Annotated in this window: 20 protein-coding genes and 1 pseudogene; 8 read left to right on the top strand and 13 right to left on the bottom strand. The window is 60.1% G+C overall.

Annotation, left to right across the window (positions count from 1 at the left end; genetic code table 11):
• Window position 1 precedes the first annotated feature (1 nt).
• Genes MGMAQ_RS17440 through MGMAQ_RS17430 form a run of 3 tightly spaced genes read left to right on the top strand, consistent with a single transcriptional unit; the run spans window position 2 to window position 1,535 of the window.
• Window positions 2-493: a disulfide bond formation protein B gene (locus tag MGMAQ_RS17440; RefSeq protein ID WP_046022549.1), complete on the top strand. Its 492-nt coding sequence runs from the start codon at window positions 2-4 to the stop codon at window positions 491-493.
• Entirely contained in the window at window positions 490-1,056 is a 567-nt protein-coding gene (locus MGMAQ_RS17435) for a demethoxyubiquinone hydroxylase family protein (protein ID WP_371258369.1), read from the top strand. Before MGMAQ_RS17440 ends, MGMAQ_RS17435 begins: the two co-directional genes overlap by 4 nt.
• Window positions 1,053-1,535, top strand: coding sequence for a hypothetical protein (locus tag MGMAQ_RS17430; RefSeq protein WP_148561011.1), 483 nt, complete (start codon window positions 1,053-1,055; stop codon window positions 1,533-1,535). The genes MGMAQ_RS17435 and MGMAQ_RS17430 overlap by 4 nt, the downstream gene beginning before the upstream one ends.
• Window positions 1,536-1,538: 3 nt before the next feature.
• On the opposite strand, the gene MGMAQ_RS17425 is transcribed toward MGMAQ_RS17430, so the two are convergent.
• Together MGMAQ_RS17425 and cimA are read right to left on the bottom strand one after the other, a co-directional pair.
• Window positions 1,539-2,300 carry an RNA methyltransferase gene (locus MGMAQ_RS17425; protein WP_046022546.1) on the bottom strand — a complete coding sequence of 254 codons (762 nt, stop codon included), beginning with the start codon at window positions 2,298-2,300 and terminating at the stop codon, window positions 1,539-1,541.
• 4 nt (window positions 2,301-2,304) lie between these two features.
• Complete coding sequence (cimA, locus tag MGMAQ_RS17420; RefSeq protein ID WP_046022545.1) at window positions 2,305-3,897, bottom strand: citramalate synthase; 1,593 nt, start codon at window positions 3,895-3,897, stop codon at window positions 2,305-2,307.
• A gap of 115 nt (window positions 3,898-4,012) precedes the next feature.
• Between cimA and MGMAQ_RS17415 the strand changes: the two genes are divergently transcribed.
• Both MGMAQ_RS17415 and MGMAQ_RS17410 read left to right on the top strand, forming a co-directional pair.
• Complete coding sequence (locus MGMAQ_RS17415) at window positions 4,013-4,594, top strand: hypothetical protein (protein ID WP_371258368.1); 582 nt, start codon at window positions 4,013-4,015, stop codon at window positions 4,592-4,594.
• Between the two features lie 23 nt (window positions 4,595-4,617).
• Window positions 4,618-5,169 (top strand): hypothetical protein, encoded by a 552-nt coding sequence (locus MGMAQ_RS17410; RefSeq protein ID WP_148561010.1) that lies wholly within the window; start codon window positions 4,618-4,620, stop codon window positions 5,167-5,169.
• A 22-nt stretch (window positions 5,170-5,191) separates the two neighbouring features.
• Here MGMAQ_RS17410 and MGMAQ_RS17405 read toward each other — a convergent pair whose 3' ends face one another.
• Complete coding sequence (locus MGMAQ_RS17405; RefSeq protein ID WP_046022543.1) at window positions 5,192-6,112, bottom strand: flagellin; 921 nt, start codon at window positions 6,110-6,112, stop codon at window positions 5,192-5,194.
• A gap of 227 nt (window positions 6,113-6,339) precedes the next feature.
• Here MGMAQ_RS17405 and MGMAQ_RS17400 point away from each other — a divergent pair, with 227 nt between their 5' ends.
• Window positions 6,340-6,828 carry a DUF2059 domain-containing protein gene (locus tag MGMAQ_RS17400; RefSeq protein WP_046022542.1) on the top strand — a complete coding sequence of 163 codons (489 nt, stop codon included), beginning with the start codon at window positions 6,340-6,342 and terminating at the stop codon, window positions 6,826-6,828.
• A gap of 52 nt (window positions 6,829-6,880) precedes the next feature.
• Here the strand turns inward: MGMAQ_RS17400 and lpdA are convergent, their stop codons facing one another.
• From lpdA to zapE, 8 genes and pseudogenes are all read right to left on the bottom strand, one after another.
• A complete protein-coding gene (gene lpdA, locus MGMAQ_RS17395; RefSeq protein WP_046022541.1) occupies window positions 6,881-8,281 on the bottom strand; it encodes a dihydrolipoyl dehydrogenase in 1,401 nt (466 codons plus the stop codon).
• Between the two features lie 12 nt (window positions 8,282-8,293).
• A complete protein-coding gene (gene odhB, locus MGMAQ_RS17390; protein WP_198409216.1) occupies window positions 8,294-9,601 on the bottom strand; it encodes a 2-oxoglutarate dehydrogenase complex dihydrolipoyllysine-residue succinyltransferase in 1,308 nt (435 codons plus the stop codon).
• A 120-nt stretch (window positions 9,602-9,721) separates the two neighbouring features.
• Window positions 9,722-9,886, bottom strand: a pseudogene (locus tag MGMAQ_RS21320) (biotin/lipoyl-containing protein); the annotation flags it as partial.
• A gap of 42 nt (window positions 9,887-9,928) precedes the next feature.
• Window positions 9,929-12,853, bottom strand: a complete 2,925-nt coding sequence (locus MGMAQ_RS17385) for a 2-oxoglutarate dehydrogenase E1 component (protein ID WP_046022539.1) — start codon at window positions 12,851-12,853, stop codon at window positions 9,929-9,931.
• Window positions 12,854-12,930: 77 nt separating this feature from the next.
• Window positions 12,931-13,806 carry a succinate--CoA ligase subunit alpha gene (gene sucD, locus MGMAQ_RS17380; protein WP_046022538.1) on the bottom strand — a complete coding sequence of 292 codons (876 nt, stop codon included), beginning with the start codon at window positions 13,804-13,806 and terminating at the stop codon, window positions 12,931-12,933.
• A 1-nt stretch (window position 13,807) separates the two neighbouring features.
• Window positions 13,808-15,004: an ADP-forming succinate--CoA ligase subunit beta gene (gene sucC / locus MGMAQ_RS17375; protein ID WP_046022537.1), complete on the bottom strand. Its 1,197-nt coding sequence runs from the start codon at window positions 15,002-15,004 to the stop codon at window positions 13,808-13,810.
• Between the two features lie 10 nt (window positions 15,005-15,014).
• Window positions 15,015-15,968, bottom strand: a complete 954-nt coding sequence (gene mdh / locus MGMAQ_RS17370) for a malate dehydrogenase (protein WP_046022536.1) — start codon at window positions 15,966-15,968, stop codon at window positions 15,015-15,017.
• 226 nt (window positions 15,969-16,194) lie between these two features.
• On the bottom strand, window positions 16,195-17,322 hold the full coding sequence (gene zapE / locus MGMAQ_RS17365) for a cell division protein ZapE (protein ID WP_046022535.1): 1,128 nt from the start codon (window positions 17,320-17,322) through the stop codon (window positions 16,195-16,197).
• A gap of 95 nt (window positions 17,323-17,417) precedes the next feature.
• On the opposite strand from zapE, the gene MGMAQ_RS17360 reads away from it, so the two are divergent.
• A complete protein-coding gene (locus MGMAQ_RS17360) occupies window positions 17,418-18,278 on the top strand; it encodes a sterol desaturase family protein (RefSeq protein ID WP_252508652.1) in 861 nt (286 codons plus the stop codon).
• Between the two features lie 100 nt (window positions 18,279-18,378).
• Window positions 18,379-21,009 (top strand): PAS domain S-box protein, encoded by a 2,631-nt coding sequence (locus MGMAQ_RS19945; RefSeq protein WP_052716514.1) that lies wholly within the window; start codon window positions 18,379-18,381, stop codon window positions 21,007-21,009.
• Here the strand turns inward: MGMAQ_RS19945 and xth are convergent.
• Window positions 20,973-21,791, bottom strand: a complete 819-nt coding sequence (gene xth / locus MGMAQ_RS17350; RefSeq protein ID WP_046022534.1) for an exodeoxyribonuclease III — start codon at window positions 21,789-21,791, stop codon at window positions 20,973-20,975. The genes MGMAQ_RS19945 and xth overlap by 37 nt on opposite strands.
• 269 nt (window positions 21,792-22,060) lie before the next feature.
• Window positions 22,061-22,690 carry an outer membrane lipoprotein carrier protein LolA gene (locus MGMAQ_RS17345; protein ID WP_065814734.1) on the bottom strand — a complete coding sequence of 210 codons (630 nt, stop codon included), beginning with the start codon at window positions 22,688-22,690 and terminating at the stop codon, window positions 22,061-22,063.
• Window positions 22,691-22,724: the final 34 nt, after the last annotated feature.

Below are 22,724 nucleotides of genomic sequence, written 5' to 3'. Positions count from 1 at the left end.
CATGATCATCCTGCATCCCAAAAGCGTCGCCCTGTTCGTGTTGGCGACTTCCGTTGGCTCCCTGGCCTTCGCCTATGGGGCCCAATACCTGTTCCATATGCAGCCCTGCATTCTGTGTCTTTATCAGCGCATTCCCTTCGCGGTCGCCGGAGGATTGGCATTGTTGGTGCTGCTGCTGCCGCGGTTGGCGGTACCGGTATTGATGCTGGTTGCCTTGGCCTTTTTGGTTGGCGCCGGAATTGCTGGATATCATGTGGGCGTCGAGCAGCATTGGTGGACGGGCACGGCGGGCTGTACCGGAGAAATCGATACCACCCAATCGCTCCAGGATCTGAAGGCCCAGCTCATGGCAACGCCGCTGAAGCGCTGCGACGAGATTACCTGGGCCGTTTTCGGCATTTCGGTGACCGTTCTCAATGTGCTTTGGTCCTTGTTGCTGGCCGCGGCGACTCTGTATGGTGTCAACGCCTGTAAACGTGAAAGGCGGCAATGATGGCGATCCGCTCCTCTTCCCGTCCGAGACCTCTGCGCGGTGATCCCACCGGCAAGCAATTGGTGGAGCGCATGCTGCGCGTCGATCATGCCGGGGAATACGGCGCGGTTCGCATCTATCAGGGCCAATTGGCGGTCCTCGGCAAGACCTCCGACAAGGCCGAGACGGTGCGCCATATGCTGAAGCAGGAAGAGCATCACCTGGAGACCTTCAACAAACTGGTTACCGAACGCCGGGTGCGTCCGACCTTGCTGACGCCGTTGTGGCACATGGCCGGGTTCGCCTTGGGCGCGGGCACGGCCCTGCTGGGCGAGCGGGCGGCCATGGCCTGTACCGTGGCGGTGGAAGAAGTCATCGACGAGCACTATCAAGACCAGATCGAACGCCTTGATGCCGATGAACCGGCGCTGACCGAGACCTTTGAGACCTTCCGCCAGGAAGAGGTGGAGCATCGGGACATCGGCCTGGAAAACGGTGCCGAGCGCACCCCGGGCTATGAGGTCCTGAGTGGCTTGATCAAGGGCGGCTCGCGACTGGCCATCTGGCTGAGTAGCCGCCTATGAGACTTCTTGCCCTTTTGGTTATGCTGCTGTCTTTCCCGGCGCTGGCCCAGGATAAATCCAAGATCGAGCTGACCTTGGATACGGCGCCGATGAACTGCCTGGCGGCGGTGATCGTGGCACAAGACATCTACAACGAAGAGGCCGATTTCCTGTTTCGCGCCGAGCGCGGCAAGAAGCTGGAGAACAAGATTCTCTATATGATCGGCTCGGGCTTCGAAAACCTGTATCTGGAAGACGGAGCGGGCGGCCTGGCCCACAACATGAAGACTTTCATGATCGGCGTGTCACGCTTCGACGGCATGCTGGAAGCGATGAAGAAGACGCCGCTCGCCGGAAATCCGCGCCAGATGGAACACTTCCTCGCCGACTGCCAGTTGGCCATCGACGATGCCCTGGCCGCCGAGATCCGGCAATTGCGGGCATTCCGCAGTGGGGCCATCAGGTCGCTCACCGGACAAAGCCACAAACCGGCGAAATAGGGGTCAGCCCTTTGGATTCCTCAGACAGGCAATGACCCCGCGCAGGGACCGCACTTCCTGTTCGGTGAGCCGGGCGCGCTGAAATAGATTGCGGAGATTTCGGATCATCGCCGGAGCCTTGTCCGGCGGATAGAGAAAGCCCACGTCCACCAACTCTTTCTCCAGATGTTCGAACAGGCCGATCAGGTCTTTTTTGTCTGCCGGACGGGTTTTGTGCAAGACCAGTTCGCTGTCTGGAGAGGAATCGCCGGACTGGTACCATTCATAAGCCGCCAACAGCACCGCCTGGGCCAGGTTGAGCGACGTGAAGGCGGGGTTCAGCGGCACCTGCAAGATGGCGTCGGCGAGCACCACGTCTTCGTTGTTGAGCCCCTTGGATTCGCGCCCGAACAGCAACCCGCAACGGTCCCCCTGGCCGATGATGGCACGCATTTCAGCCGCCGCGGCGCGGGCGGTCACCACGTCCTTGATCATGCCGCGCGGACGGGCGGTGGTGGCATAGACCCGATTGAGATCGGCGATGGCTGCCTCGGTAGTGTTGAAGACGGCGGCATTGTCGAGCACGATGGTGGCGCCGGAGGCCGGATTGATGGCGTCCTCGTTGGGCCAGCCGTCGCGGGGATTGACCAATCGCATTTGGGTCAGGCCGCAATTGAGCATGGCTCGGGCGACCATGCCGATATTCTCGCCCAGCTGGGGCTCGACAAGGATGATCACCGGGCCATCGGTCAGCGCCTCGGCCTTTCGTGCGTCGGTTCCCGCCATCCGGTCAGTCCCTGACTCCGTCTTGAAAAAGCTTGTAGACAATCGCGTCACGCAGGGCGTTGTACGAGGCGTCGATGATGTTGGTGGAGACGCCGACGGTGGTCCAGCTTTCGCGGTTGCCGTTGGCGCTTTCGATCATCACCCGGGTGACCGCGCCGGTGCCCGCCTGGGGGGTCAGGATCCGCACCTTGTAGTCCACGAGGTGCATGTCGGAAAGACCGGGGTAGATAGGAGTCAGCACCTTGCGCATGGCGGCATCCAGGGCATTGACCGGGCCATTGCCCTCGGCCACGGACATATAGCTTTCCCCCCGGGCTTCCAGTTTGACCGTCGCCTCGGACAGGGTGATCAGCCGGTCGTTGTTGTCCCAGCGCCGTTCATCAATGACCCGGAAACTGCTGCAACGGAAATACTTCGGCACGCCGCCCAAAGCCTGATGGGCCAACAGAGCGAAACTGGCTTCAGCGCCGTCATAGGCATAGCCGTCGAACTCGCGTGCCTTGACCGTTTCCAAGAGCTTGCGCACGCCATCGTCATTGTCTTCCAGGTCGATGCCCAGCTCGCGAAAGCGCGACAGGATGTTGGATCGTCCGGCCTGATCGGAAATAACGATATGGCGGTGATTGCCCACCAGTTCCGGAACCACATGCTCATAGGAGCGCGGATCCTTTTCCACCGCCGATACATGAAGGCCACCCTTATGGGCAAAGGCGCTCTCGCCTACATAGGGCGCGCCCCGGTCCGGCTGCCGGTTGAGGCGTTCTTCCAATGTGCGGGAGACGTGGGTCAGCTGGGTCAACTGGTTGGGGTCAATGCCGGTGTCATAGCCCATCTTGAGCACCAAGGACGGAATGATCGAAACCAGATTGGCATTGCCGCAGCGTTCGCCGAGGCCGTTCAAGGTGCCTTGTACCTGCCGCACCCCGGCCCGCACGGCGGCCAGGCTGTTGGCCACTGCGTTGCCGGTATCGTCGTGGCAGTGGATGCCCAGACGGTCTCCGGGGATATGCTGGGTGATCTCGGTGACGATGGCCTCGATTTCATGGGGCAGGGTGCCGCCATTGGTGTCGCAAAGGACGATCCAACGAGCGCCGTTGTCATAGGCGGCCTTCAGGCATGCCAGCGCGAACGAGGGATTGGCTTTGTAGCCATCGAAAAAATGCTCGGCGTCGAACAGCACCTCTTCCTTGCGGGTGGTGGCATGGCGGATGGACTCGGCGACGATGGAGATGTTTTCCTCGGTGGTGATGCCCAAGGCCACTTCCGCGTGGAAGTCCCAGGTTTTGCCGACGATGCAGGCCACCGGCACCGCCACATCGAGGATCGCCTGCAAGCCCGGATCGTTCTCCACCGAACGGCCCGGGCGGTGGGTCATGCCGAAGGCGCTGAATCGACCGTGGGTCAGCTGCGGCAGATGGCCGAAAAAGGCGTCATCGGTGGGGTTGGCGCCTGGCCAACCGCCTTCCACGTAATCGATGCCCAGCCGGTCCAGGTCCTGGGCGATGGCGGTTTTGTCGGCGGCGCTGAAATCGACGCCCTGGGTCTGGGCCCCGTCGCGCAGGGTGCAGTCGTACAGATAGACCCGTTCCTTGGTCATGATCCTGGTCTCCTTTGGAAGAGAGCCGGAGAATGCCCAATCCTTCCAGTGCTTACAAGGAAGAACCACGGTAATTCGTCTTGGCCTTGCCGATTCAACCGGATATGGTGACCCCTTGATTATCCGCCTGTTTGGAGGGGCGGCCACCGTGGGCCATTCCGAATACGAGTCAATCAAGGCCAAGGTGGCGGGCAGCAATATCAGTCCGCGGACCTTATTGGCCACCGACTACATGAATCACTTCAACGAAATCGTTATGTTGTTGGAGATGATCCCGGATATGCCTGATCTCTACGAAGAAGCCCGGGAATGGCGGCCCAAGAGCTATCAGGAGCATTTCAAGGACAGCAGCTTTTCCGATCGGGATTTGGCTGTGGAGGCCTATGACCATGTTCCGGCTCAGTTTCGTGAACGCTTCGAAACCACCATTCAACAGATGGACAGTGTCATCCTGACCTGCCTTGAGCGGATCGAGGACCTGCTGCAATCGGGCCAGGCCGATACCATCCGCATACGCACGCGGGCTTTGTTGGCTTTGTTGCGTCAGCTTGGGGACGTGGCCAACGGAATCATTCATGGCGGGGAAACGGTCATGCACCAAGATGAAATCGACGGTGTCATGAAGGGGGGAGAGACCCATTCAACCTCGGATGATCACGCCAGTCAGGCAGATATTGACGCCCTTTTCAACGACTGATCGGGGAATTTTCAGAGGAGGATATGATGGTATTTCGCAAGATCGCCGCCGTGCTCGGTGGTTTGGCGACCCTGGCGGCCACCGCCTGCGAAGAGGTCCCTTTTCAGACGGTGGTCGAGTATCGGCAGGGGGGCGACAACTTCTCGTTTTTCCAGTACGCGGCCTCAAAGGGTCCCTTTTGGGTGGATGTCCGTGGCAATCCTTTTGGCGGCGACCTGGCGCCCTTGGAACGGACGATCGTCAAGGCATTTAAGAACGGCATGCCGCAGTTGGGCGGGGTGCGTTTCACAACCGACAAGAACCAGGCAGCCGAACCTGTCCAGCGCATTGTTGTCGTTTTCGAGCCGCCTCAGGGTTTGTCTCCGCAAAACATATGCGATGGGGCAGTTCCTGCAGACCTTGGGAAACTGCGCGCCAACGGCGAGGTGCATGCCTATACGGTTTATTGCTCCAAGGAGCAGGCGCGCATCGTGGTCAGCGGCATTGCAAGGGGCATCACCGGCCCCGAGGACAAGGCCTTGAGAAAAATGCTTACCCATACCCTGATCGAAATGTTCAAACCGGGCAGCCTATAGGCGTCCGAGCCATTCAGGCGACTTAACGGAACAGACCCAAGATGGATTGTTCGGCCTGACCGGCGAAGGCCAGGGACTGAATGCCCAACTGCTGGCGGGTTTGCAGGGCCAGCAGGTTGGCGCCTTCCTCGTTGAGGTCGGCCACGGTCAGCTTACCGGCACCGGTGTCCAACACGTCCACGTATTCCTGGGTGAAGTCCGACCGGACTTGCAAGATGGCGACGTTATTGGCCATGGAGCCTGCTTTCGCTTGCAGATAGCTAATGGTGGCATCCAGGCGGGAGATGGCCACGTCCGCATGGGCATTGAAGGAGGCCAGTTCGGTCGCATCGGTCAGATCGTAGCCTTCGAATGACTGTCCGAAGCCCAGGAACGATTCGACGAAGTTGGCCTGACTGGCGTCAAGGGTTTGCCCCACAAAGCCGGTACCGAGCGAATTACGATACAGGGCGCTGGGGTTGATATCGATGCCGGTCACTTCGAGCTTCGAGTCCGATTTGTCCGAGAACCGGACAGACAGCTTCGAGGCCGAGGAGTTCAACAGGTTCAAGCCCTGATAGGTGGCATCGGCAATGAGCTTCTCGATCTGCTTGGCCAGTTCGTTGACCTGGGTTTGCAGTTCCGCCCGTTGGGCATCATCCGCGGACCGGGAACTATCGACCAGACCTTTGAGCTGAGAAGAGAAGTCCTCGATGGATTCGAGAGCCTTCAAGGTCGCGTCCAAGGCCTGGATGCCCTGATCCACCGCGGATTTACGTTCCAATAGGGACGTAGCGCGGTTGCTCAAGGATTGGGCTTGGAAAAATTTCACCGCGTCATCGGTTGGTGAGGCAACTTTCAGGCCCGTGGATAGACGATTTTGAGTCCGGTCAATCTTCCCTTGAGTGCTTTGCAGGGATAGCAGGTTCGATCGAACCGCGTCCGAAAGTGTGATGTCCGCCATGATGGAGCTCCCTCTGAATTGTCGCCGTCTTACACCCCGCCGATATTTGATATCGGTGGTTGGCTAGTATGTCTGAAGAGCATTAACAAGATCTGAAAACAGTTTGTCGCTCCGCCAATGTCCTTTTTGCGCTATCGGAATTGTGGGGTGGCGGCTATCGTTGTCAACGACGTGATCCATTCCAAATGGGGGCGCTCGGCTCCATCTTAATTTCAGAGGATTTCAGTATGCGTGGATTGGTTTTTGGTCTTGTTGTTGCCGCCTGTTTGATCGCACCCGGCACCAAGGCCGCAGAGCTGGACGCGGATCAGGCGGCCCGAGACCTGATGCGGATCACCGAGATGGACAAGATGATCGAGCAGATGTTTGATCAGTTGCCGGAAATGTTGATTCAATCGGTCAAGCAACGGGATCCAAGCGCCGACGAAAAAAAGCTACAGGCCTTTTCCGAGGAGCTGACGGCGGCCATGAAGCCCTTGATTCCCGACCTCATGAATCAAACGAAATCCTTGGTCTCCAAGTATTTTGACGCCGGAGAAATCCAACAAATGATCGCGTTCTATCAAACACCGCTGGGCAAAAAATACGTTCAGGTGATGCCTAAAATGACCCAGGAATCGGTTCTCCTGGCGCAGCAGTTCATGGCCCAGTCCATGCCGACGATCATGGAACAGGTCACGGCGGGCATGGAAAAAAGAGGCTATCCACCCCATTGAGGCGATGCGATGCGGTGGGACAGGTCCGCCCCGCGCACAGCCCTCTTGCTGATCAGGCGTGAATGGCGCCGTCGCCCAGTGCCAACGCAGCTTCCTTGACCGCCTCGTAGAGGCCGGGATGGGCGTGACAGGTCCGTGCCAGGTCTTCGGACGCGCCGCCGAACTCCATGCAGAGCACGGCTTCCTGAATCAGGTCTCCGGCCGCTGGGCCGACGATATGACAACCCAGCACCCGATCAGTCTTGGCATCGGCGAGGATTTTCACGAAGCCGTCCATGTCGGCGATACAGCGGGCGCGGGAATTGGCCGAGAACGGGAACTTGCCGACTTTGTAATCGACACCGGCTTCCTTCAACTGTTCCTCGGTCTTGCCGACCGAGGCGGCTTCGGGATGGGTGTAGACCACTCCGGGGATGGTGTCGTAGTCCATATGGCCCTTGCGTCCGGCAATCAGCTCGGCCACCACCACGCCTTCCTCCTCGGCCTTGTGGGCCAGCATGGCACCGCCGATCACGTCACCGATGGCGAAAATACCCGGTACGTTGGTCTGTAGATCCGCATCCACCTTGATGAAGCCCCGGGCATCGCGCTCCACGGCAACGGCGTCCAGGCCCAGCCCGTCGGTATAGGGGCGGCGGCCCACGGCGACCAGCACCACTTCGGCTTTCTGAGTTTCGGAATCGCCGCCGTCACGCGGTTCCATGGTCAGGGTGACCTGGGTCTTGGTGGCCTTGGCGGCGGTGACCTTGGTCTTGAGTTTGAACTGGACGCCTTGTTTCTTCAGCACCCGACGCATGGTCTTGCGGACCTCGCCGTCCATGCCGGGCAAAATGTCGTCGAGGAATTCGATCACCGTGACCTCGGCCCCCAGACGCCGCCAGACGGAACCCAGTTCCAGCCCGATCACGCCCCCGCCGATGACCGCCAGGGATTTTGGCACCTTGGGCAGGGCAAGAGCACCGGTGGAGGAGACAATACGATTTTCGTCGATCTCGATCCCCGGCAGGGGCGCCACGTCGGAACCGGTGGCGATGAGGATGTTTTCTGTTTTCAAGGTGGCTTCGGAGTCGCCGGTGATATCCACCGTGGAATTGCTGGCCACGGTGCCGGTGCCGATGAAATAGTCCACCTTGTTCTTCTTGAACAGGAACTCGATGCCCTTGGTGAGATCGAGCACCACCTTGTCCTTGCGGGCCATCATGGTCGGCAGGTCGAGCTTCGGGCTGACTTGTACCCCATGGGCGGCGAAATGCTCGGCGGCGGATTCGAAATGGTGGGAGGATTGCAGCATCGCCTTGGAGGGGATACAGCCCACATTGAGGCAGGTGCCGCCCAGCGCCCCGCGCTTTTCCACACAGGCCACCTTGAGGCCCAATTGCGCCGCGCGGATGGCTGCCACATAGCCGCCGGGGCCGCCCCCGATCACCACCAGGTCGTAGGATGTCTCGCTCATATAGAATTCTCCTTAGGCGATCAGCATGATGCGGTTGGGGTCCTCGATGCACTCCTTGACCCGGACCAGGAACGAGACCGCCTCGCGGCCATCGATGATCCGGTGGTCATAGGACAGGGCGATATACATCATCGGGCGGGCCTCGATGCTGCCATCGGCCATGACCATGGGCCGCATCTGCATCTTGTGCATGCCGAGAATGCCCGATTGCGGCGGATTGAGGATCGGTGCCGAAAGCAGCGATCCAAAAATGCCGCCGTTTGATATGGTAAAGGTGCCGCCCTGCATTTCCTCGACCTTCAAGGTGCCACCTCGGGCGCGCAGCCCGAAGTCCTTGATGGTCTTTTCGATTTCGTCGAAGTTCAGCGTATCGGCATCGCGGATCACCGGGACCACCAGGCCCTGCGGCGAACCTACGGCCACCGAGATGTCGTAGAAGTTCTTATAGACGATATCATCGCCACGGATCTCGGCATTGACCGCCGGCCATTCCTTGAGCGCCACGCAGACCGCCTTGATGAAAATGGACATGAATCCGAGCTTGATGTCGTGCTTTTTCTCGAAGATATCCTTGTAGCGATTGCGCAGGGCAATCGCCTCGGTCATGTCGATCTCGTTCCAGGTGGTCAGCATGGCGGCGGTGTTCTGCGCCGCTTTCAGGCGCGTGGCCACCATCTTGCGCAGGCGAGTCATGCGTACCCGTTCCTCGCGGGGATCATCCAGTTGCGGCGCGGCTGCCGGGGCCGGGGCCGATTCCTGTTGTGGGGCCGGGGGTGGTGCCGCCGCGGGCGCCGGGGTTGCCGGAGCCTGGGTCATCACCGGATCATCCCTGTGGGCCGTGCCCGAGGCGGCGGCGGCCAAGGCATCTTCTTTGGTGATGCGACCGTTCTTGCCCGTACCGGTGATTTTGGATGGGTCCAGATCGTTTTCCTCGACCACCCGACGCACGGCCGGGGACAGGGGCACTTCGCTTTTCTGGCTCGGCGCGACGGTCACCGAGACATTGGGCGCGGCGATGGGAGCCGGGGCTACCACGGCACCGGCACCAGCGGCCAATCGGCCCAACAGAGCGCCGACGGTCACCTCTGCCCCTTCGGCGGCGACGATCTCGGACAGCGTTCCGGTGGACGGGGCATTGACCTCAAGCGAGACTTTCTCGGTTTCCAGTTCCAGCACCGGTTCATCGGTTTCGACGGCATCACCGGGCTGCTTGAACCATTTGCCCACGGTGGCTTCGGTGACCGATTCACCCAATACCGGTACCACCAGATCCACCGTGGCGGCGATCTGGGTCGGAACCTCGGGCGCGATGGTTTCCATGGGTGCCTCGGCCTTGGTTTTTTTCGATGCTTTTCCGGGCGCAGCACCAGCCTCGCCCATCACCCCGAGCAGCGCGTCAACGGAAACTTCGGCGCCCTCATCGGCGACAATTTCGGTCAGCGTCCCGGCGGCCGGGGCGTTGACTTCCAATGTCACCTTGTCCGTTTCCAATTCGACGATGGGTTCGTCGGCGGCAATTGCGTCGCCCACTTTCTTGAACCATTTGGCCACCGTCGCCTCTGTCACCGATTCACCCAGGGTGGGAACCTTGATATCCGTCGCCATTGTTTCCTCGATCTCTCTCTTATCGTTGCGCGCGGTTGGCCATCAGCATCTGCGGTCGGATGGTTTGGCTGGAGGCCGGAAGGGTTGCGGCAGGTCATCGGGGGCAATGTTCAATGCCTCGTTGACCAGTTGCGCCTGTTCCGCCGCATGGACCTTGGCAAAGCCGGTGGCGGGGGACGCCGCGGCGCATCGCCCGGCGTAAAAGGGCAGTGTCTGGCTGAGTCCCAGGCTCTGAAGAATATGGGCCAGCCGGGGCAACACAAAGGTCCAAGAGCCCATGTTGGCCGGTTCTTCTTGGCACCAGACCACCTCGGCCTTGGGGTAGCGCGCCAATTGTGCCATGACGCCCTTGCGTGGCCAGGGATAGAGCTGTTCCACCCGGACAATGGCCACATCGTCGAGACCTTCGTCCCGGCGCGTCTGCAGCAGATCATAGTAGACTTTGCCGCTACAGAGCACGACCCGGCGTATCTTGTCGTTTTTGGCCAGCTTATCCACTTCCGGCAACACCCGCCGGAACTTGGTGCCCTCGGCCATGTCCTTGAGGTCCGATATCACCTGCTTGTGACGCAGCAATGATTTCGGGGACATGATAACTAATGGCTTGCGATAGTTCCGCCGAACCTGGCGGCGCAGGGCATGATAGTAGTTGGCCGGAGTGGTGATGTTGCAGACCTGCAAATTGTCCTCGGCGCAGAGTTGCAGATAGCGTTCCAGGCGGGCCGAGGAGTGTTCCGGACCTTGGCCTTCCATGCCATGGGGCAGCAGCATGACCAAGCCGCAGAAGCGCATCCATTTGGATTCACCCGAACTGATAAACTGATCGATCATCACCTGGGCCCCGTTGGCGAAGTCGCCGAACTGGGCTTCCCAGAGCACCAGGGTATGGGGATCGTCCAGGGAATAGCCATACTCATAGCCAAGCACGCCGAACTCAGAGAGCGGGCTGTCAAGCACTTCGTAATTGCCCTGACCTTCGCAGATATTTTGCAAAGGCAGATATTTCTCCTCGCTCACCTGATCGATGAGTACCGAATGGCGATGGGAGAAGGTACCGCGCCCGCAGTCCTGGCCAGACAGCCGCACCGAGGTGCCCTCGGTCATCAGCGTGCCGAAAGCCAGGGCCTCGGCGGTGGCCCAGTCGATTCCCTTGCCTTGGTCCACGGCCTTGGCCTTGGCGTCCAACTGGCGGGCGATTTTCGGGTGCAGGTTGAAATTGTCGGGCTTGCGGGAAATGGCGTTGCCGACGGTCTTCAACAGCTCCATGGGAACCGAGGTATCGTCCTCGCGCAGTTCCTCTTCCTCGTTGAGCCGGATCAGCCCGTCCCATACCCCTTCGAGCCAATCGGCCTTGTTGGGGCGATAGGTGGTGGCGGTTTCGAAGTCGGCCTCCAGCCGGGCTTCAAACTCATTGATCATGGTCTCGGCGTCTTGCTGTGTCAGCACCCCTTCGCGGATCAGCCGGTCCCGGTAGACTTCCAAAGTGCGCTGATGCTTGGCGATGGTGCGGTACATGATCGGCTGGGTAAACATGGGCTCGTCGCCCTCGTTATGCCCGTGGCGCCGGTAACAGAACATGTCGATGACCACGTCGCGCTTGAATTCCTGGCGGAACTCGATGGCCAGCCGGGCCACATGAACCACGGCCTCCGGATCGTCGCCGTTGACGTGGAAGATCGGTGCCTGAATGGACTTGGCCACATCCGAGCAATAGGGGGATGACCGGCTCTTGGACGGTACCGTGGTAAAGCCAATCTGATTATTGACGATGAAATGGATGGTGCCGCCGGTGGTATAGCCTTCCAGCTGGCTCATCTCCAGGGTTTCGGCCACCAGGCCCTGCCCGGCGAAGGCCGCGTCGCCATGCATCAAAATGCCCATGACGTTTTGACGCTTTTTGTCGCCGCGGCGGTTTTGCTTCGAGCGCACCTTGCCCACCACCACCGGATTCACCGCTTCCAGGTGGGACGGGTTGGCGGTTAACGACAGATGCACGCGGGTTCCGTCAAAAACCCGATCGGCGGACACGCCCAGGTGATACTTCACGTCGCCGGAGCCCTGCACATCGGAGAAGGCGTCAGAGGCAACCCCATGGAACTCGGCGAAAATGGCGCGATAGGGCTTGCACATCACCGAGGCTAGAACATTCAGCCGTCCCCGATGGGGCATGCCGATGACGATGTCGTCCACGCCCAGCTGCGAGCCGCGCTTGACGATCTGTTCCAAGGCGGCAATCAGGGATTCTCCGCCGTCCAGGCCGAAGCGCTTGGTGCCTTTCCATTTCTTGTCCAGGAAACGTTCGAAGCCCTCGGCCTCGATCAGCCGTTGGAAAATGGTCCGCTTACCCAGATGAGTGAAGTTGTGGCGCGTCGGCAGATCTTCGATGCGTTGGCGGATCCAGGCCTTTTCCTCGGGGTCCTGCATATGCATGAACTCGACGCCGATGGTGTCGCAATAGGTGGCCTTGAGGACACCCAGGATTTCCTTCAGCGTGGCGGTTTCACGTCCGAGCTGGAAGTCGATGAAAATCGGCCGGTCCAGGTCTTCTTCGTTGAAACCGTAGTATTTATAGTCGAGCTCCGGATGGTAGCTCTTGCCCTCCAGCCCCAGGGGATCGAAATTGGCGATCAGATGGCCGCGCACCCGGTAGGTACGGATCATCATCAAGGCGCGGATGGAATCGTGGGTGGCCCGCTTGAGATCGGAAGTCGACGGACCAGAGGCCAGACCCGGACCGGCGGCGGTGGGACGGGCACCCCCCGGTCCGCCGATGACCGTCGTTCCCGACGGGGCCCAGGTGGCACCGCGCAGTTCGTCCAACACCGCTCGGCCGTCTTCTTCCAACTCGGTGAAGAATCCGGCCCAGGTGGCATCCACGGACCCCGGGTTTTCCAGATATTTGCCGTAGAGTTCGGCGATATAGGTGGCGTTGGATCCGCTGAGCAGCGTATCAAGCGTCGGTGTCATTTTTTCTTGCAACGGCGGTCGCGGACTATTTTTTAGTGCCCGCTGACCCCCGCCTCCCAAGCAGTTTTCCGGTGAGGTTAACCCCCCATAGCCTTCAACATGGTGCTTCCAAGGGCCGCTGGCGAGTCCGCGACTTCGATTCCGGCCGAACGCATGGCCTCGATCTTGGCGTCGGCGGTGCCTTTGCCGCCCGAGATAATCGCACCGGCGTGGCCCATGCGTTTGCCCGGCGGGGCGGTGACCCCGGCGATAAAGCCGACCACCGGTTTCTTGGTTTTCGACTGCTTGATGAACTCGGCCGCATCTTCTTCCGCGGAACCGCCGATCTCGCCGATCATGACGATGCCCTGGGTTTCCGGATCAGCCAGGAACAGGTCCAGGCAGTCGATGAAGTTGGTGCCGTTGACCGGATCGCCCCCAATGCCGATGCAGGTGGATTGGCCCAAACCGGCGGTGGTGGTCTGTGCGACCGCCTCGTAGGTCAGGGTACCCGAGCGGGAAACAATGCCGATCTTGCCCCGTTGATGAATATGGCCGGGCATGATGCCGATCTTGCATTCATCGGGGGTGATGATCCCGGGACAGTTGGGGCCGATCAGGCGGGTCTTGCTGCCTTCCATGCCGCGCTTGACACGCACCATGTCGATCACCGGGATGCCTTCGGTAATGCAGACCGCCAAATCGACGCCCGCATCCACCGCTTCCAAGATGGCGTCGGCGGCAAAGGGCGGCGGTACATAGATGACGGAAGCGTTGGCGCCGGTTTTTTCCACCGCGTCGGCCACGGTATCAAACACCGGCAGGTCCAGGTGGCTGGTGCCGCCCTTGCCCGGGGTGACGCCGCCGACCATGTTGGTGCCATAGGCGATGGCCTGTTCCGAGTGGAAGGTCCCTTGGCTGCCAGTGAAGCCCTGGCAGACGACTTTGGTATTTTTATCGACCAGTACAGCCATTTTATGCGGCCTCCTTCACGGCTTTGACCACCTTTTCGGCGGCATCCGCCAGATTGTCGGCGGAGACGATGGGTAGTCCGGAATCGGCAAGGATCTTCTTGCCCAGATCCACATTGGTGCCTTCGAGGCGAACCACCAGGGGCACGTTGAGGCTGACCTCGCGGGCCGCCGCCACCACACCCTCGGCGATCACGTCGCAGCGCATGATACCGCCGAAGATATTGACCAGGATGCCCTCGACCTTGGGATCGCGCAGGATGATTTTAAAGGCCTCGGTCACCCGTTCCTTGGTGGCACCGCCTCCCACGTCGAGGAAGTTGGCCGGAGAACCGCCATAGAGCTTGATAATATCCATGGTCGCCATGGCCAGACCGGCCCCGTTGACCATGCAACCGATGGCGCCGTCGAGCTTGATGTAGTTGAGACCGTGACGGGCCGCTTCCAGCTCCGAGGGGTCTTCTTCGTCTTCGTCGCGCATTTCTTCCACATCCTTGTGGCGGAACAGCGCGTTGGAATCGAAGTTCATCTTGCAATCGAGTGGCATCACGTTGCCGTCGCCGGTGACCACCAAGGGGTTGATCTCCAGCATGGAGCAGTCAAGCTCCAGGAAGGCCTTGTAGATGGCGGCCAGCATCTTGGAAAAGGCGTTGACCTGCTTGCCGTTCAATTCCAAGGCGAAGCCCACCTTGCGGGATTGATAGCCCTGCAACCCGAGCGCCGGATCGATGGTCTCGGTGATGATTTTTTCCGGGGTCTCCTCGGCCACTTCCTCGATGTTCATGCCGCCCTCGGTGGAGGCCATGATGGTCACCCGCGAGGTGGTGCGGTCGATGAGCAAGGAGAGGTAAAGCTCGCGCTTGATGTCGCAGCCGGCCTCGATATAGATGCGTTTGACCTGCTTTCCGTCGGGGCCGGTCTGATGGGTGACCAGGGTCTTGCCCAACATGGCCTTGACGTTGTCGGCCACCTCTTCGAGGTTGGTGACGACGCGCACGCCGCCACGGCCGTTGGGGTCTTCCTTGAAAGTCCCCTTGCCGCGTCCGCCCGCATGGATCTGCGATTTGACCACCCAGACCGGGCCGCCCAGGTCCTTGGCGACGGTTTCCGCCTCATCGGGGGTGTAAGCCACCCCGCCCTCGGCCACCGGCACGCCATAGCGCTTTAGCAGCTGTTTGGCTTGATACTCATGGATATTCATGATTGCTCCCTCAGCTCATCGTGCCTTTGGTGATTTCGATGAGGCCCTTGACGGCATCCACCGATTTCATGAAGCCTGCTTTTTCTTCCTCGTTCAGGTCGATCTCGACGACCCGTTCGACGCCACCGGCGCCAATGACCACGGGCACGCCCACGTACACGCCATCAACACCATATTGGCCATCCACATAAGCCGCGCAAGGCAGCACGCGCTTCTGGTCTTTCAGATAGGCCTCGGCCATCTGAATACCGGCCGCCGCCGGGGCATAGAATGCCGAGCCGGTCTTCAGCAGGCCGACAATCTCGGCGCCGCCGTCGCGGGTCCGTTGCACGATTTCGTCCATCTTTTCCTGAGTCGACCAGCCCATCTTGATCAGGTCGGGCACCGGGATCCCGGCCACCGCGGAATAGCGTAGAAGCGGTACCATGGTGTCGCCATGGCCGCCCAGGACGAAGGCGTTGACGTCTTCCACCGATACGCCGAACTCCTCGGACAGGAAGTAGCTGAAGCGCGCCGAATCGAGCACGCCCGCCATGCCCACCACCATGTTGTGGGGCAGGCCGGATACTTCGCGCAGGGCCCAGACCATGGCGTCCAGCGGATTGGTGATGCAGACCACGAAGGCGCCGGGGCAATGTTCCTTGATGCCCTGGCCCACCGACTGCATGACCTTGGCATTGGTGCCGATCAGGTCGTCGCGGCTCATGCCCGGCTTGCGCGGCACACCGGCGGTGACGATGATCACGTCGGAGCCCTTCAAGTCCGCATAGTCATTGGTGCCCGAATAGGCGCAGTTGACGCCCTCGATGGCGGTCGATTGAGCGATATCCAGTGCCTTGCCCTGGGGCAGACCTTCGGCGATGTCAAAGACGACCAAGTCGCCCAATTCCTTTAGCCCTACCAGATGAGCCAACGTGCCGCCGATGTTGCCCGCGCCGATCAGCGCAATCTTGTTCCGTGCCATTGGGAGTCCCCTTTCGCTAAGATCCGTCGTGTGATTTGCTTGCCCATAATGGGACCGTACCTACCCTGTCGCGGCGCACAATACCACCCAGACAGGTGGTAGCGCGTTTTACAGCGCCGGGCAAGGGAAATAACGGCCTTGAACCCTGAAAAACAACAATAAAATTAGGGGTTTCTAATGTATTGTCGTGATTCGAACAGGGGGTATTTTGCAGCGCACCATGGCCCTATGTCAAATGCGGCGTGGCCAGATAGTGGGCGGCCTGCATTTCCGCCAGCCTGGATGTGGTGCGCGCGAACTCGAAACTGCCTGGTCCAGCGGTATAAATCTCTTCTGGAGGCGTTTCGGCGGTGCAAAAAAGATTAGTCCGATGTTCATACAGCGCATCGATCAGCGCGACGAATCGCTTCGCCTCGTTGTGTTCATCGGCTGTCAGGCGCGGAATGTCGGACAGGACCAAGGTATGATACTTGGTGGCCAGAGCGAGATAATCACCGGGGCCCAGGGGACGACGGCAGAGTTCATCAAAGGTGCAGCGGGCGACCCCATGGCTGGCCACGCCAATCTCGATGATCCGTCCATGAACCAAGATAGAATCGCCGCGCACCGCCTCGCCATGGGTTAGTTTCTGGAAAATCTGCTCCAACTCCTGGCCGGTATCGTCATTGGCGGGGTGGAGATAGGCCCGCACCTTGGTCACGTCGATCAGCCGGTAATCGGTCTCGCTTTGCAATTGGAGTACGTCCATGCGCTGTTGCATCAGGTCGATGAAGGGTAGAAAGCGCTCCCTTTGCAGACCGTCCTTGTACAGGTCTGCGGGCGGTCTGTTGGATGTTGCCACCACAACCACGCCACCCTCGAACAAGGCCTCGAACAGACGGCCCAGGATCATGGCATCGGCGATATCGGTGACCTGAAATTCATCAAAGCAAAGCAGATAGGCCCCATAGGAAATTTCCGCCGCCAGCGCCGAAATGGGATCGCCCCGGTGACGGCCTTTTTCCCGTAACTTGGTCAGGCGGGTTTGGACTTCTTGCATGAATTCGTGAAAATGCACCCGCCGTTTGGATTCCGTGGGGGCGAGGCAATGGAAGATATCCATCAGCATGGATTTGCCGCGACCGACGCCGCCATAGAGATATAGACCCTGCGGCACTTCCTCCCGCCGCCGTCCGAGACCAAAGCGGGCCTTCCAACCCTGTTGACCGGTATCCGGGCGATACCGTGCCAGCGCATGATGCAGGGACTGGAACTTTTCCACCGCCAGGGCCTGGGCCGGATCCGCATGCAGGTCCCCTTGACGCACCAGATCACGGTATACGGAGAGAGGAGTTTCCACCGGCTTGTCCGCCATTGCCTCGGCCTCGCGAATCTATTCTGCGTTGCAGCATAAGGAGCCCCGAGGCAACCTGTAAACCCGGTATCCATCGGCCTTTTCTAATATGGGCAATGGGTTATACTGAAGCCATGACCCAGTTCCTGACCGACAACGAGCTCATCGTTCGTCTGATTGCCTTTTTCAGTGTCCTCCTCGTCGTGGCCGGGGCCGAGGCACTGATTCCCCGCCGCGCGCTGCGCTTCAGCCGCTGGGTCCGCTGGCCCTCGAACATCACCATCGTGTTCATGAACAGCATTCTCGTCCGCCTGATCCTGCCCATGGCGCCCATCGGCTTTGCCGCCTATGCCGCCGAGCGGGAATGGGGGTTGATGCCGCAACTGGGCGTGCCCGATGGTCTGGCGGTACTGCTCTGTGTGGTGCTGTTGGACATGGCGATCTATTTCCAGCATGTGATGGTCCACGCCGTGCCGGTGTTATGGCGTCTTCATCGCATGCATCACGCGGATACCGACTATGACGTGACCACCGGTGCCCGATTCCATCCCATCGAAATCGTTTTGTCCCTGGGCATCAAGCTTTCGGTCATTGCCTTGATCGGCGCGCCCATGCTGGCGGTGTTGATCTTCGAGATCCTGCTTAATGCCACGGCCATGTTCAATCACGGGAATATCGCCCTGCCTTTGGGGCTGGACCGGGTATTGCGGCTGTTCGTGGTGACCCCGGACATGCATCGGGTGCATCATTCGGTGCTGCCCGCCGAGACCAACAGTAATTTCGGCTTCAACTTGCCCTGGTGGGACCGCCTGTTCGGGACCTACAAGGCCCAGCCGGAAGCGGGGCACGAAGCCATGACCATCGGCCTTGATCTGTTCCGCGAGCCCGACGATCAACGGCTGGACCGGATGCTGGTCCAGCCGTTCCGCGCCGAGGCGGGGGAATATGCTGTCAATCGGCGGGATTGGGACGGATAATCCGCAGTATCCTACTCGGAAAAATTTGATCAAACCGGAATGGCGTGTTTATGCTGACCCACGGGACAGAAGAATCCCGCTTGGGGAGGACGTCGGCATCATGCAAGACATGAGCCCGCATCGCATGAAACCGACCGTCGCGGTCAGACACCGGCTGACCCGATGGTATCTGCTGGCCGCCGCCGTGGTGATCGGCTTGGTCTTTACCGCCATTGTCCTGTTATTTGGATTCCGGGAGCGAACCGAATTTGTCGCCCTCATGGGCACCTGGTCCGCCCCCCATGCCTTGGAGATCGAGAATCGCTTCGGTGATTCCTTGTTGACGCCGAAACTCCGCGCGCCGGATCTGCACCCCACCACCCTCGAGCCGGAAGTCTGGGCGTTGGAATCCTATGCCTCGCGCCATGACTTGCCTCGGGTGGCGCTCCTGGATCCCTCGGGGAGAATTCTGTTCTCCACGGCGAGCCAAGCCATCGACTCCCTGGGTCTGGATGACGCAACGCTGCGTGACACCATGAACGGCACCATGACGAGCAGCCTGATCACGCGCCCCCCCGGGTCCGGTCGGGAGGCCGACGGCGAGCGAACCCTGGTTCGAACCCTCCATGCCCTGGCAAACGGCGGCCTGCTGCTGGTGGAGCGGGACATCACCGAGACCTTTCGCCACCGCCAGCAGGTCAAATACGGCCTGGCCACCGGGGTTTCGCTGTTGCTTTTGGTCATGTTTTCCATCGTCTATTTCCCGGTGCGTCGAGGCGAACAGGCATTGGTGGCCGCCGACGAAGATCTCCGCCGCTCGGCTGCCGAACTGGAACAGCGGGTTGTCGCCCGGACCCTTGAACTGCGGCAATCGGAGGTGCGTTTCAAAAATTTCGCCGAGGCTGCTTCGGATTGGTTTTGGGAGATGGATGCGGACTTGCGGGTTTGTTTCTGTTCGGAAAACGCCCACCGTATTCTCGGATTTCCCGCTGGAAGCCTGATCGGTAAAAGTCGCGACGACCTGGGTTTTCAGGTCACGCCACCCACCGACGCTGAACGGCATGCGGAGGAATTCAATAATCACCGGCCCTTCCGCGACGCCACCTACATGACAAAGACGCCGGACGGACGAACGGTCCATATGCGGGTCTCCGGCCAGCCCCTGTTCGATGGGTCGGGGGCGTTTCTCGGTTATCGCGGATCGTCGGTGGACATCACCGCCGCCCGCGAGGCCGAGGCCGAGGTCAGCCGCGCCCGGCTGCTTTTGGCCGACGCGCTGGAAAGCATCACCGACGGCTTTATCCTGTGGGACGACCAGGATCGATTGGTACTGGCTAACCAATATGTGCATGAAAACCTGGGGTCGCGGGCCGGGCTGCTGAGCAAGGGCGACACTTGCGAAACCATCCTGCGCCAGCTCGTGGATTCCGGGGTCATCGATACGGGCCGGGCGCCACCGGATCTGTGGCTGGCCGAAACCATGAGGAGTCACCGAACCCCCGAAGGTCCCCGCGAACTGACCCTGAGCAGCGGTCGATTGATTCTGGCGCGGGAAAACAAAACCCGTCTTGGCGGTACGGTGAGCATCTATCAAGACATCACCGAACTGCGCCGGGCGCAACAGAAGCTGGAGCTGTCTGAGCGGTCGGTCCAGGAGGCCAGCGACGGCATTTTCTGGATCCTCGAAAACGGGGACCTGATGCAAGCCAACCGGGCGGCGCTGAAGTTGCTCGATCAGACAGCGGTCAGCCTGACCGGCCTGAAGGCCTGGGATATCAACCCGGAGCTCTCGCCAGAGCAATGGTCCCGGTTTTGGCAGTCCATCCATCGCCGCCAGACTTGGTTCGGGCAAGTGCGGATGCGCTCCCGGCTGGGGACCGAGATCGATGTGGAAATGGCCTGCAACATGGTGTCCCACGAGGGACAGCGCTACGTGCTGGCCATGGTCCGCGATATCCGTATGCGGCTGATGCAGGAAGCGGCTTTGTACCGGGCCAAGGAAGAGGCCGAAGCCGCCAACCGGGCCAAGACCCAGTTTCTGGCCACCATGAGCCACGAACTCCGTACCCCCTTGAACGCCATTATCGGGTTCTCCGACATCCTCATTCATGGGCTGATGGGGCCGGTGGAAAACCCGCGCCACCGGGAGTATCTGGAAGATATACGAGGGTCTGGAAATCACCTTTTGGAAGTCATCAACGATATCCTCGACATGGCCAAAGTGGAATCGGGCACCATGGCGGTGCGCAATGCCTCGGTGGACTTGGCGAGAATCCTTGGAGACGTACTGCGGTTGACCCAAGCCCATGCGGATGAAGCCGAGGTGGACCTGGTGTTTGAATCCGACGAACTGTTGCCCCGGTTGCTCGCCGATCCCAACCGATTGAAACAGATCCTGCTCAATGTGGTTACCAACGGCATTAAATTCACGCCTGCGGGGGGATCCGTCACCCTTGGGGTTGCCCGTCTGAATGACGGTTTGATTCTGACCATCGATGACACCGGTATCGGCATGGCGCCGGAGGATATCCCCACCGCCCTGACCCCCTTTGGCCAGATCGATTCCGACTTGGCGCGGCGCTACGAGGGCACGGGCCTGGGCCTGCCTTTGGTCGCCCATTTGATGGAATTGCATGATGGTCGCCTGCGACTGGACAGCACACCGGGCTGCGGCACCAAGGTCGGCCTGTGGTTTCCACTGGAGCGCGTGGTCGATCAGGAAATGGAAAAGGTTACCGAAACCGGGACGTGATCGGAAGGCTCCGGCCAGTCACGGGCCTCGCGCAGGATTTCAGCACTCTTCAGGGTGGAGACCAGCGGTGGTGTGACCCAAACATGGTCCAGTCTGCGCCCCTTGTCCGCCTCGTCCCATTCGGGCGTGCGATAGCTCCACCAGGAAAATACCTTCTCATCGGCGGGGTAAAAATGCCGTACCGCATCGACCCACTGAGCAGCCAGGCGAACCCGGTCCAGGTGGGCGATTTCGATCTCCGTATGGGTGACTACCCGGCGCAGCCGCCGATGATCCCACACATCGGTTTCCAGTGGCGCCACGTTCAGGTCACCCACCAAAATCATGGGGATTTCCGGCGCGCCGGTACGGGCCAGCCACCAATGAGCCAGTTCACTGAGGAAATCCAGCTTGTGGGCGAATTTGGGATTGGTCAGCGGGTCCGGCTTGTCGCCTCCCGCCGGAATATAAAGATTATGCAGTTCGATGGGGGCTGAATGCGTGCTGGGGTGCAGCATGGCCGAGAGATGCCGGGCCTCTTCCCGTCCGCCCCAATAGTGGGTTTCCGGCTGACTCAGCGGCACCCGACTGGCAATGGCAAGACCGTTGTAGGACTTCTGGCCATGGAATAACACGTGGTCATAGCCCAAGGCGCGCAAGGCCATCTCGGGGAAATCCTCGTTGACCACCTTGGTTTCTTGCAAACAGAGCACGTCCGGGGATTGCGCTTCCATCAGCCATTCCAGATGACGGAGCCGCTTGCGCACGGAGTTGACGTTCCAGGTGGTGACTTTCAGATCCATGGGGCGGCAGATTGCGCCATTTGCCCGACCTTGGCAATTGTCCGGGTGGCCAAAAGGAAGAGGCGTCCGATCAGGGGGATAATCGGACGCCTCGAAGCTCCTTTGGGGGGAGCCGGGACGATGGCAGGGGATCCCATCTGTCCCAGGCCGCACCGTTGCGGTGACGGCCCCTTATGGAACTTATGTGGCGTTGCATCCCAAACAATTCAAGGGTCGGCATGGATAGGAGGCATGCGATTCCTGCATGGCTCACGTTTATTTGAACGCCATCAATCGAGGAGATTGATGCCGCCCTGATGCCGGGGGTCCTTGTAGCGGAACAGCATCTTGTCCAGAGGCATTCCGGTACGGGTCTTGTTGAGCGTGACCATGGTGCGGGTGCCTTGGGCGTCGAGCACTTCCCATTGACGCAGGATCAATGGCTTCTCGTTGAGGATCATGGTGACTTGGCCGTTTTCCGGGTTTTCCTTCTGGGTAAAGGTCACAGCCAGCAGGCCCTTGTCCTTGACCAGTTTTTCCACCGTCACCTTGTCGCCATTGAAATCCAGATCGTCGCTGACCAGCAGCGCCGCCGGGGTGCTGTCGAGCAGCAGATAGCTGATTTGCTCCAGCTCCTTATCCTCATAGATCAGCCAAGTACCGTCGGCAACCAGCAGGAAAGGCGCTGGGGGATCGTATTCGAACCGCAGCTTGCCCGGCCGGGAAAGGTACAGCGTGCCTTCGGCGTAGCCGCCGGCGGAGGTGGCCTGGATGAACCGGGATTGCAGGGTCTTGATACTGTTCAGGTAGTGCTGGACCTTTTTCAGGGTGGATTGCTCATCCGCGGAAAAGACATGCTTTTCCTCGGCCTCGGCAGGCAGGGCGATGACCAGCATCAACAGGATCAGTATCAGTCGCATGAACCAAGCATCCGAAAGGAATGGGGCGAAAATA

Origin of the sequence: Magnetospira sp. QH-2 (assembly GCF_000968135.1) — a bacterium.
GTDB lineage: Bacteria > Pseudomonadota > Alphaproteobacteria > Rhodospirillales > Magnetospiraceae > Magnetospira.
The sequence above is the reverse complement of the archived record's forward strand: the minus strand, read 5'-3'. Positions and strand labels throughout refer to the sequence as shown.

Bases quoted from the DNA above. Each gene is read 5' to 3' on its own strand.
- MGMAQ_RS17440 (WP_046022549.1), top strand. From the start codon at position 2: ATGATCATCCTGCATCCCAAAAGCGTCGCCCTGTTCGTGTTGGCGACT.
- MGMAQ_RS17435 (WP_371258369.1), top strand. From the start codon at position 490: ATGATGGCGATCCGCTCCTCTTCCCGTCCGAGACCTCTGCGCGGTGAT.
- MGMAQ_RS17430 (WP_148561011.1), top strand. From the start codon at position 1,053: ATGAGACTTCTTGCCCTTTTGGTTATGCTGCTGTCTTTCCCGGCGCTG.
- MGMAQ_RS17425 (WP_046022546.1), bottom strand. From the start codon at position 2,300: ATGGCGGGAACCGACGCACGAAAGGCCGAGGCGCTGACCGATGGCCCG.
- cimA (WP_046022545.1), bottom strand. From the start codon at position 3,897: ATGACCAAGGAACGGGTCTATCTGTACGACTGCACCCTGCGCGACGGG.
- MGMAQ_RS17410 (WP_148561010.1), top strand. From the start codon at position 4,618: ATGATGGTATTTCGCAAGATCGCCGCCGTGCTCGGTGGTTTGGCGACC.
- MGMAQ_RS17405 (WP_046022543.1), bottom strand. From the start codon at position 6,112: ATGGCGGACATCACACTTTCGGACGCGGTTCGATCGAACCTGCTATCC.
- MGMAQ_RS17400 (WP_046022542.1), top strand. From the start codon at position 6,340: ATGCGTGGATTGGTTTTTGGTCTTGTTGTTGCCGCCTGTTTGATCGCA.
- lpdA (WP_046022541.1), bottom strand. From the start codon at position 8,281: ATGAGCGAGACATCCTACGACCTGGTGGTGATCGGGGGCGGCCCCGGC.
- odhB (WP_198409216.1), bottom strand. From the start codon at position 9,601: ATGGAAACCATCGCGCCCGAGGTTCCGACCCAGATCGCCGCCACGGTG.
- MGMAQ_RS17385 (WP_046022539.1), bottom strand. From the start codon at position 12,853: ATGACACCGACGCTTGATACGCTGCTCAGCGGATCCAACGCCACCTAT.
- sucD (WP_046022538.1), bottom strand. From the start codon at position 13,806: ATGGCTGTACTGGTCGATAAAAATACCAAAGTCGTCTGCCAGGGCTTC.
- sucC (WP_046022537.1), bottom strand. From the start codon at position 15,004: ATGAATATCCATGAGTATCAAGCCAAACAGCTGCTAAAGCGCTATGGC.
- mdh (WP_046022536.1), bottom strand. From the start codon at position 15,968: ATGGCACGGAACAAGATTGCGCTGATCGGCGCGGGCAACATCGGCGGC.
- zapE (WP_046022535.1), bottom strand. From the start codon at position 17,322: ATGGCGGACAAGCCGGTGGAAACTCCTCTCTCCGTATACCGTGATCTG.
- MGMAQ_RS17360 (WP_252508652.1), top strand. From the start codon at position 17,418: ATGGGTTATACTGAAGCCATGACCCAGTTCCTGACCGACAACGAGCTC.
- MGMAQ_RS19945 (WP_052716514.1), top strand. From the start codon at position 18,379: ATGCAAGACATGAGCCCGCATCGCATGAAACCGACCGTCGCGGTCAGA.
- xth (WP_046022534.1), bottom strand. From the start codon at position 21,791: ATGGATCTGAAAGTCACCACCTGGAACGTCAACTCCGTGCGCAAGCGG.
- MGMAQ_RS17345 (WP_065814734.1), bottom strand. From the start codon at position 22,690: ATGCGACTGATACTGATCCTGTTGATGCTGGTCATCGCCCTGCCTGCC.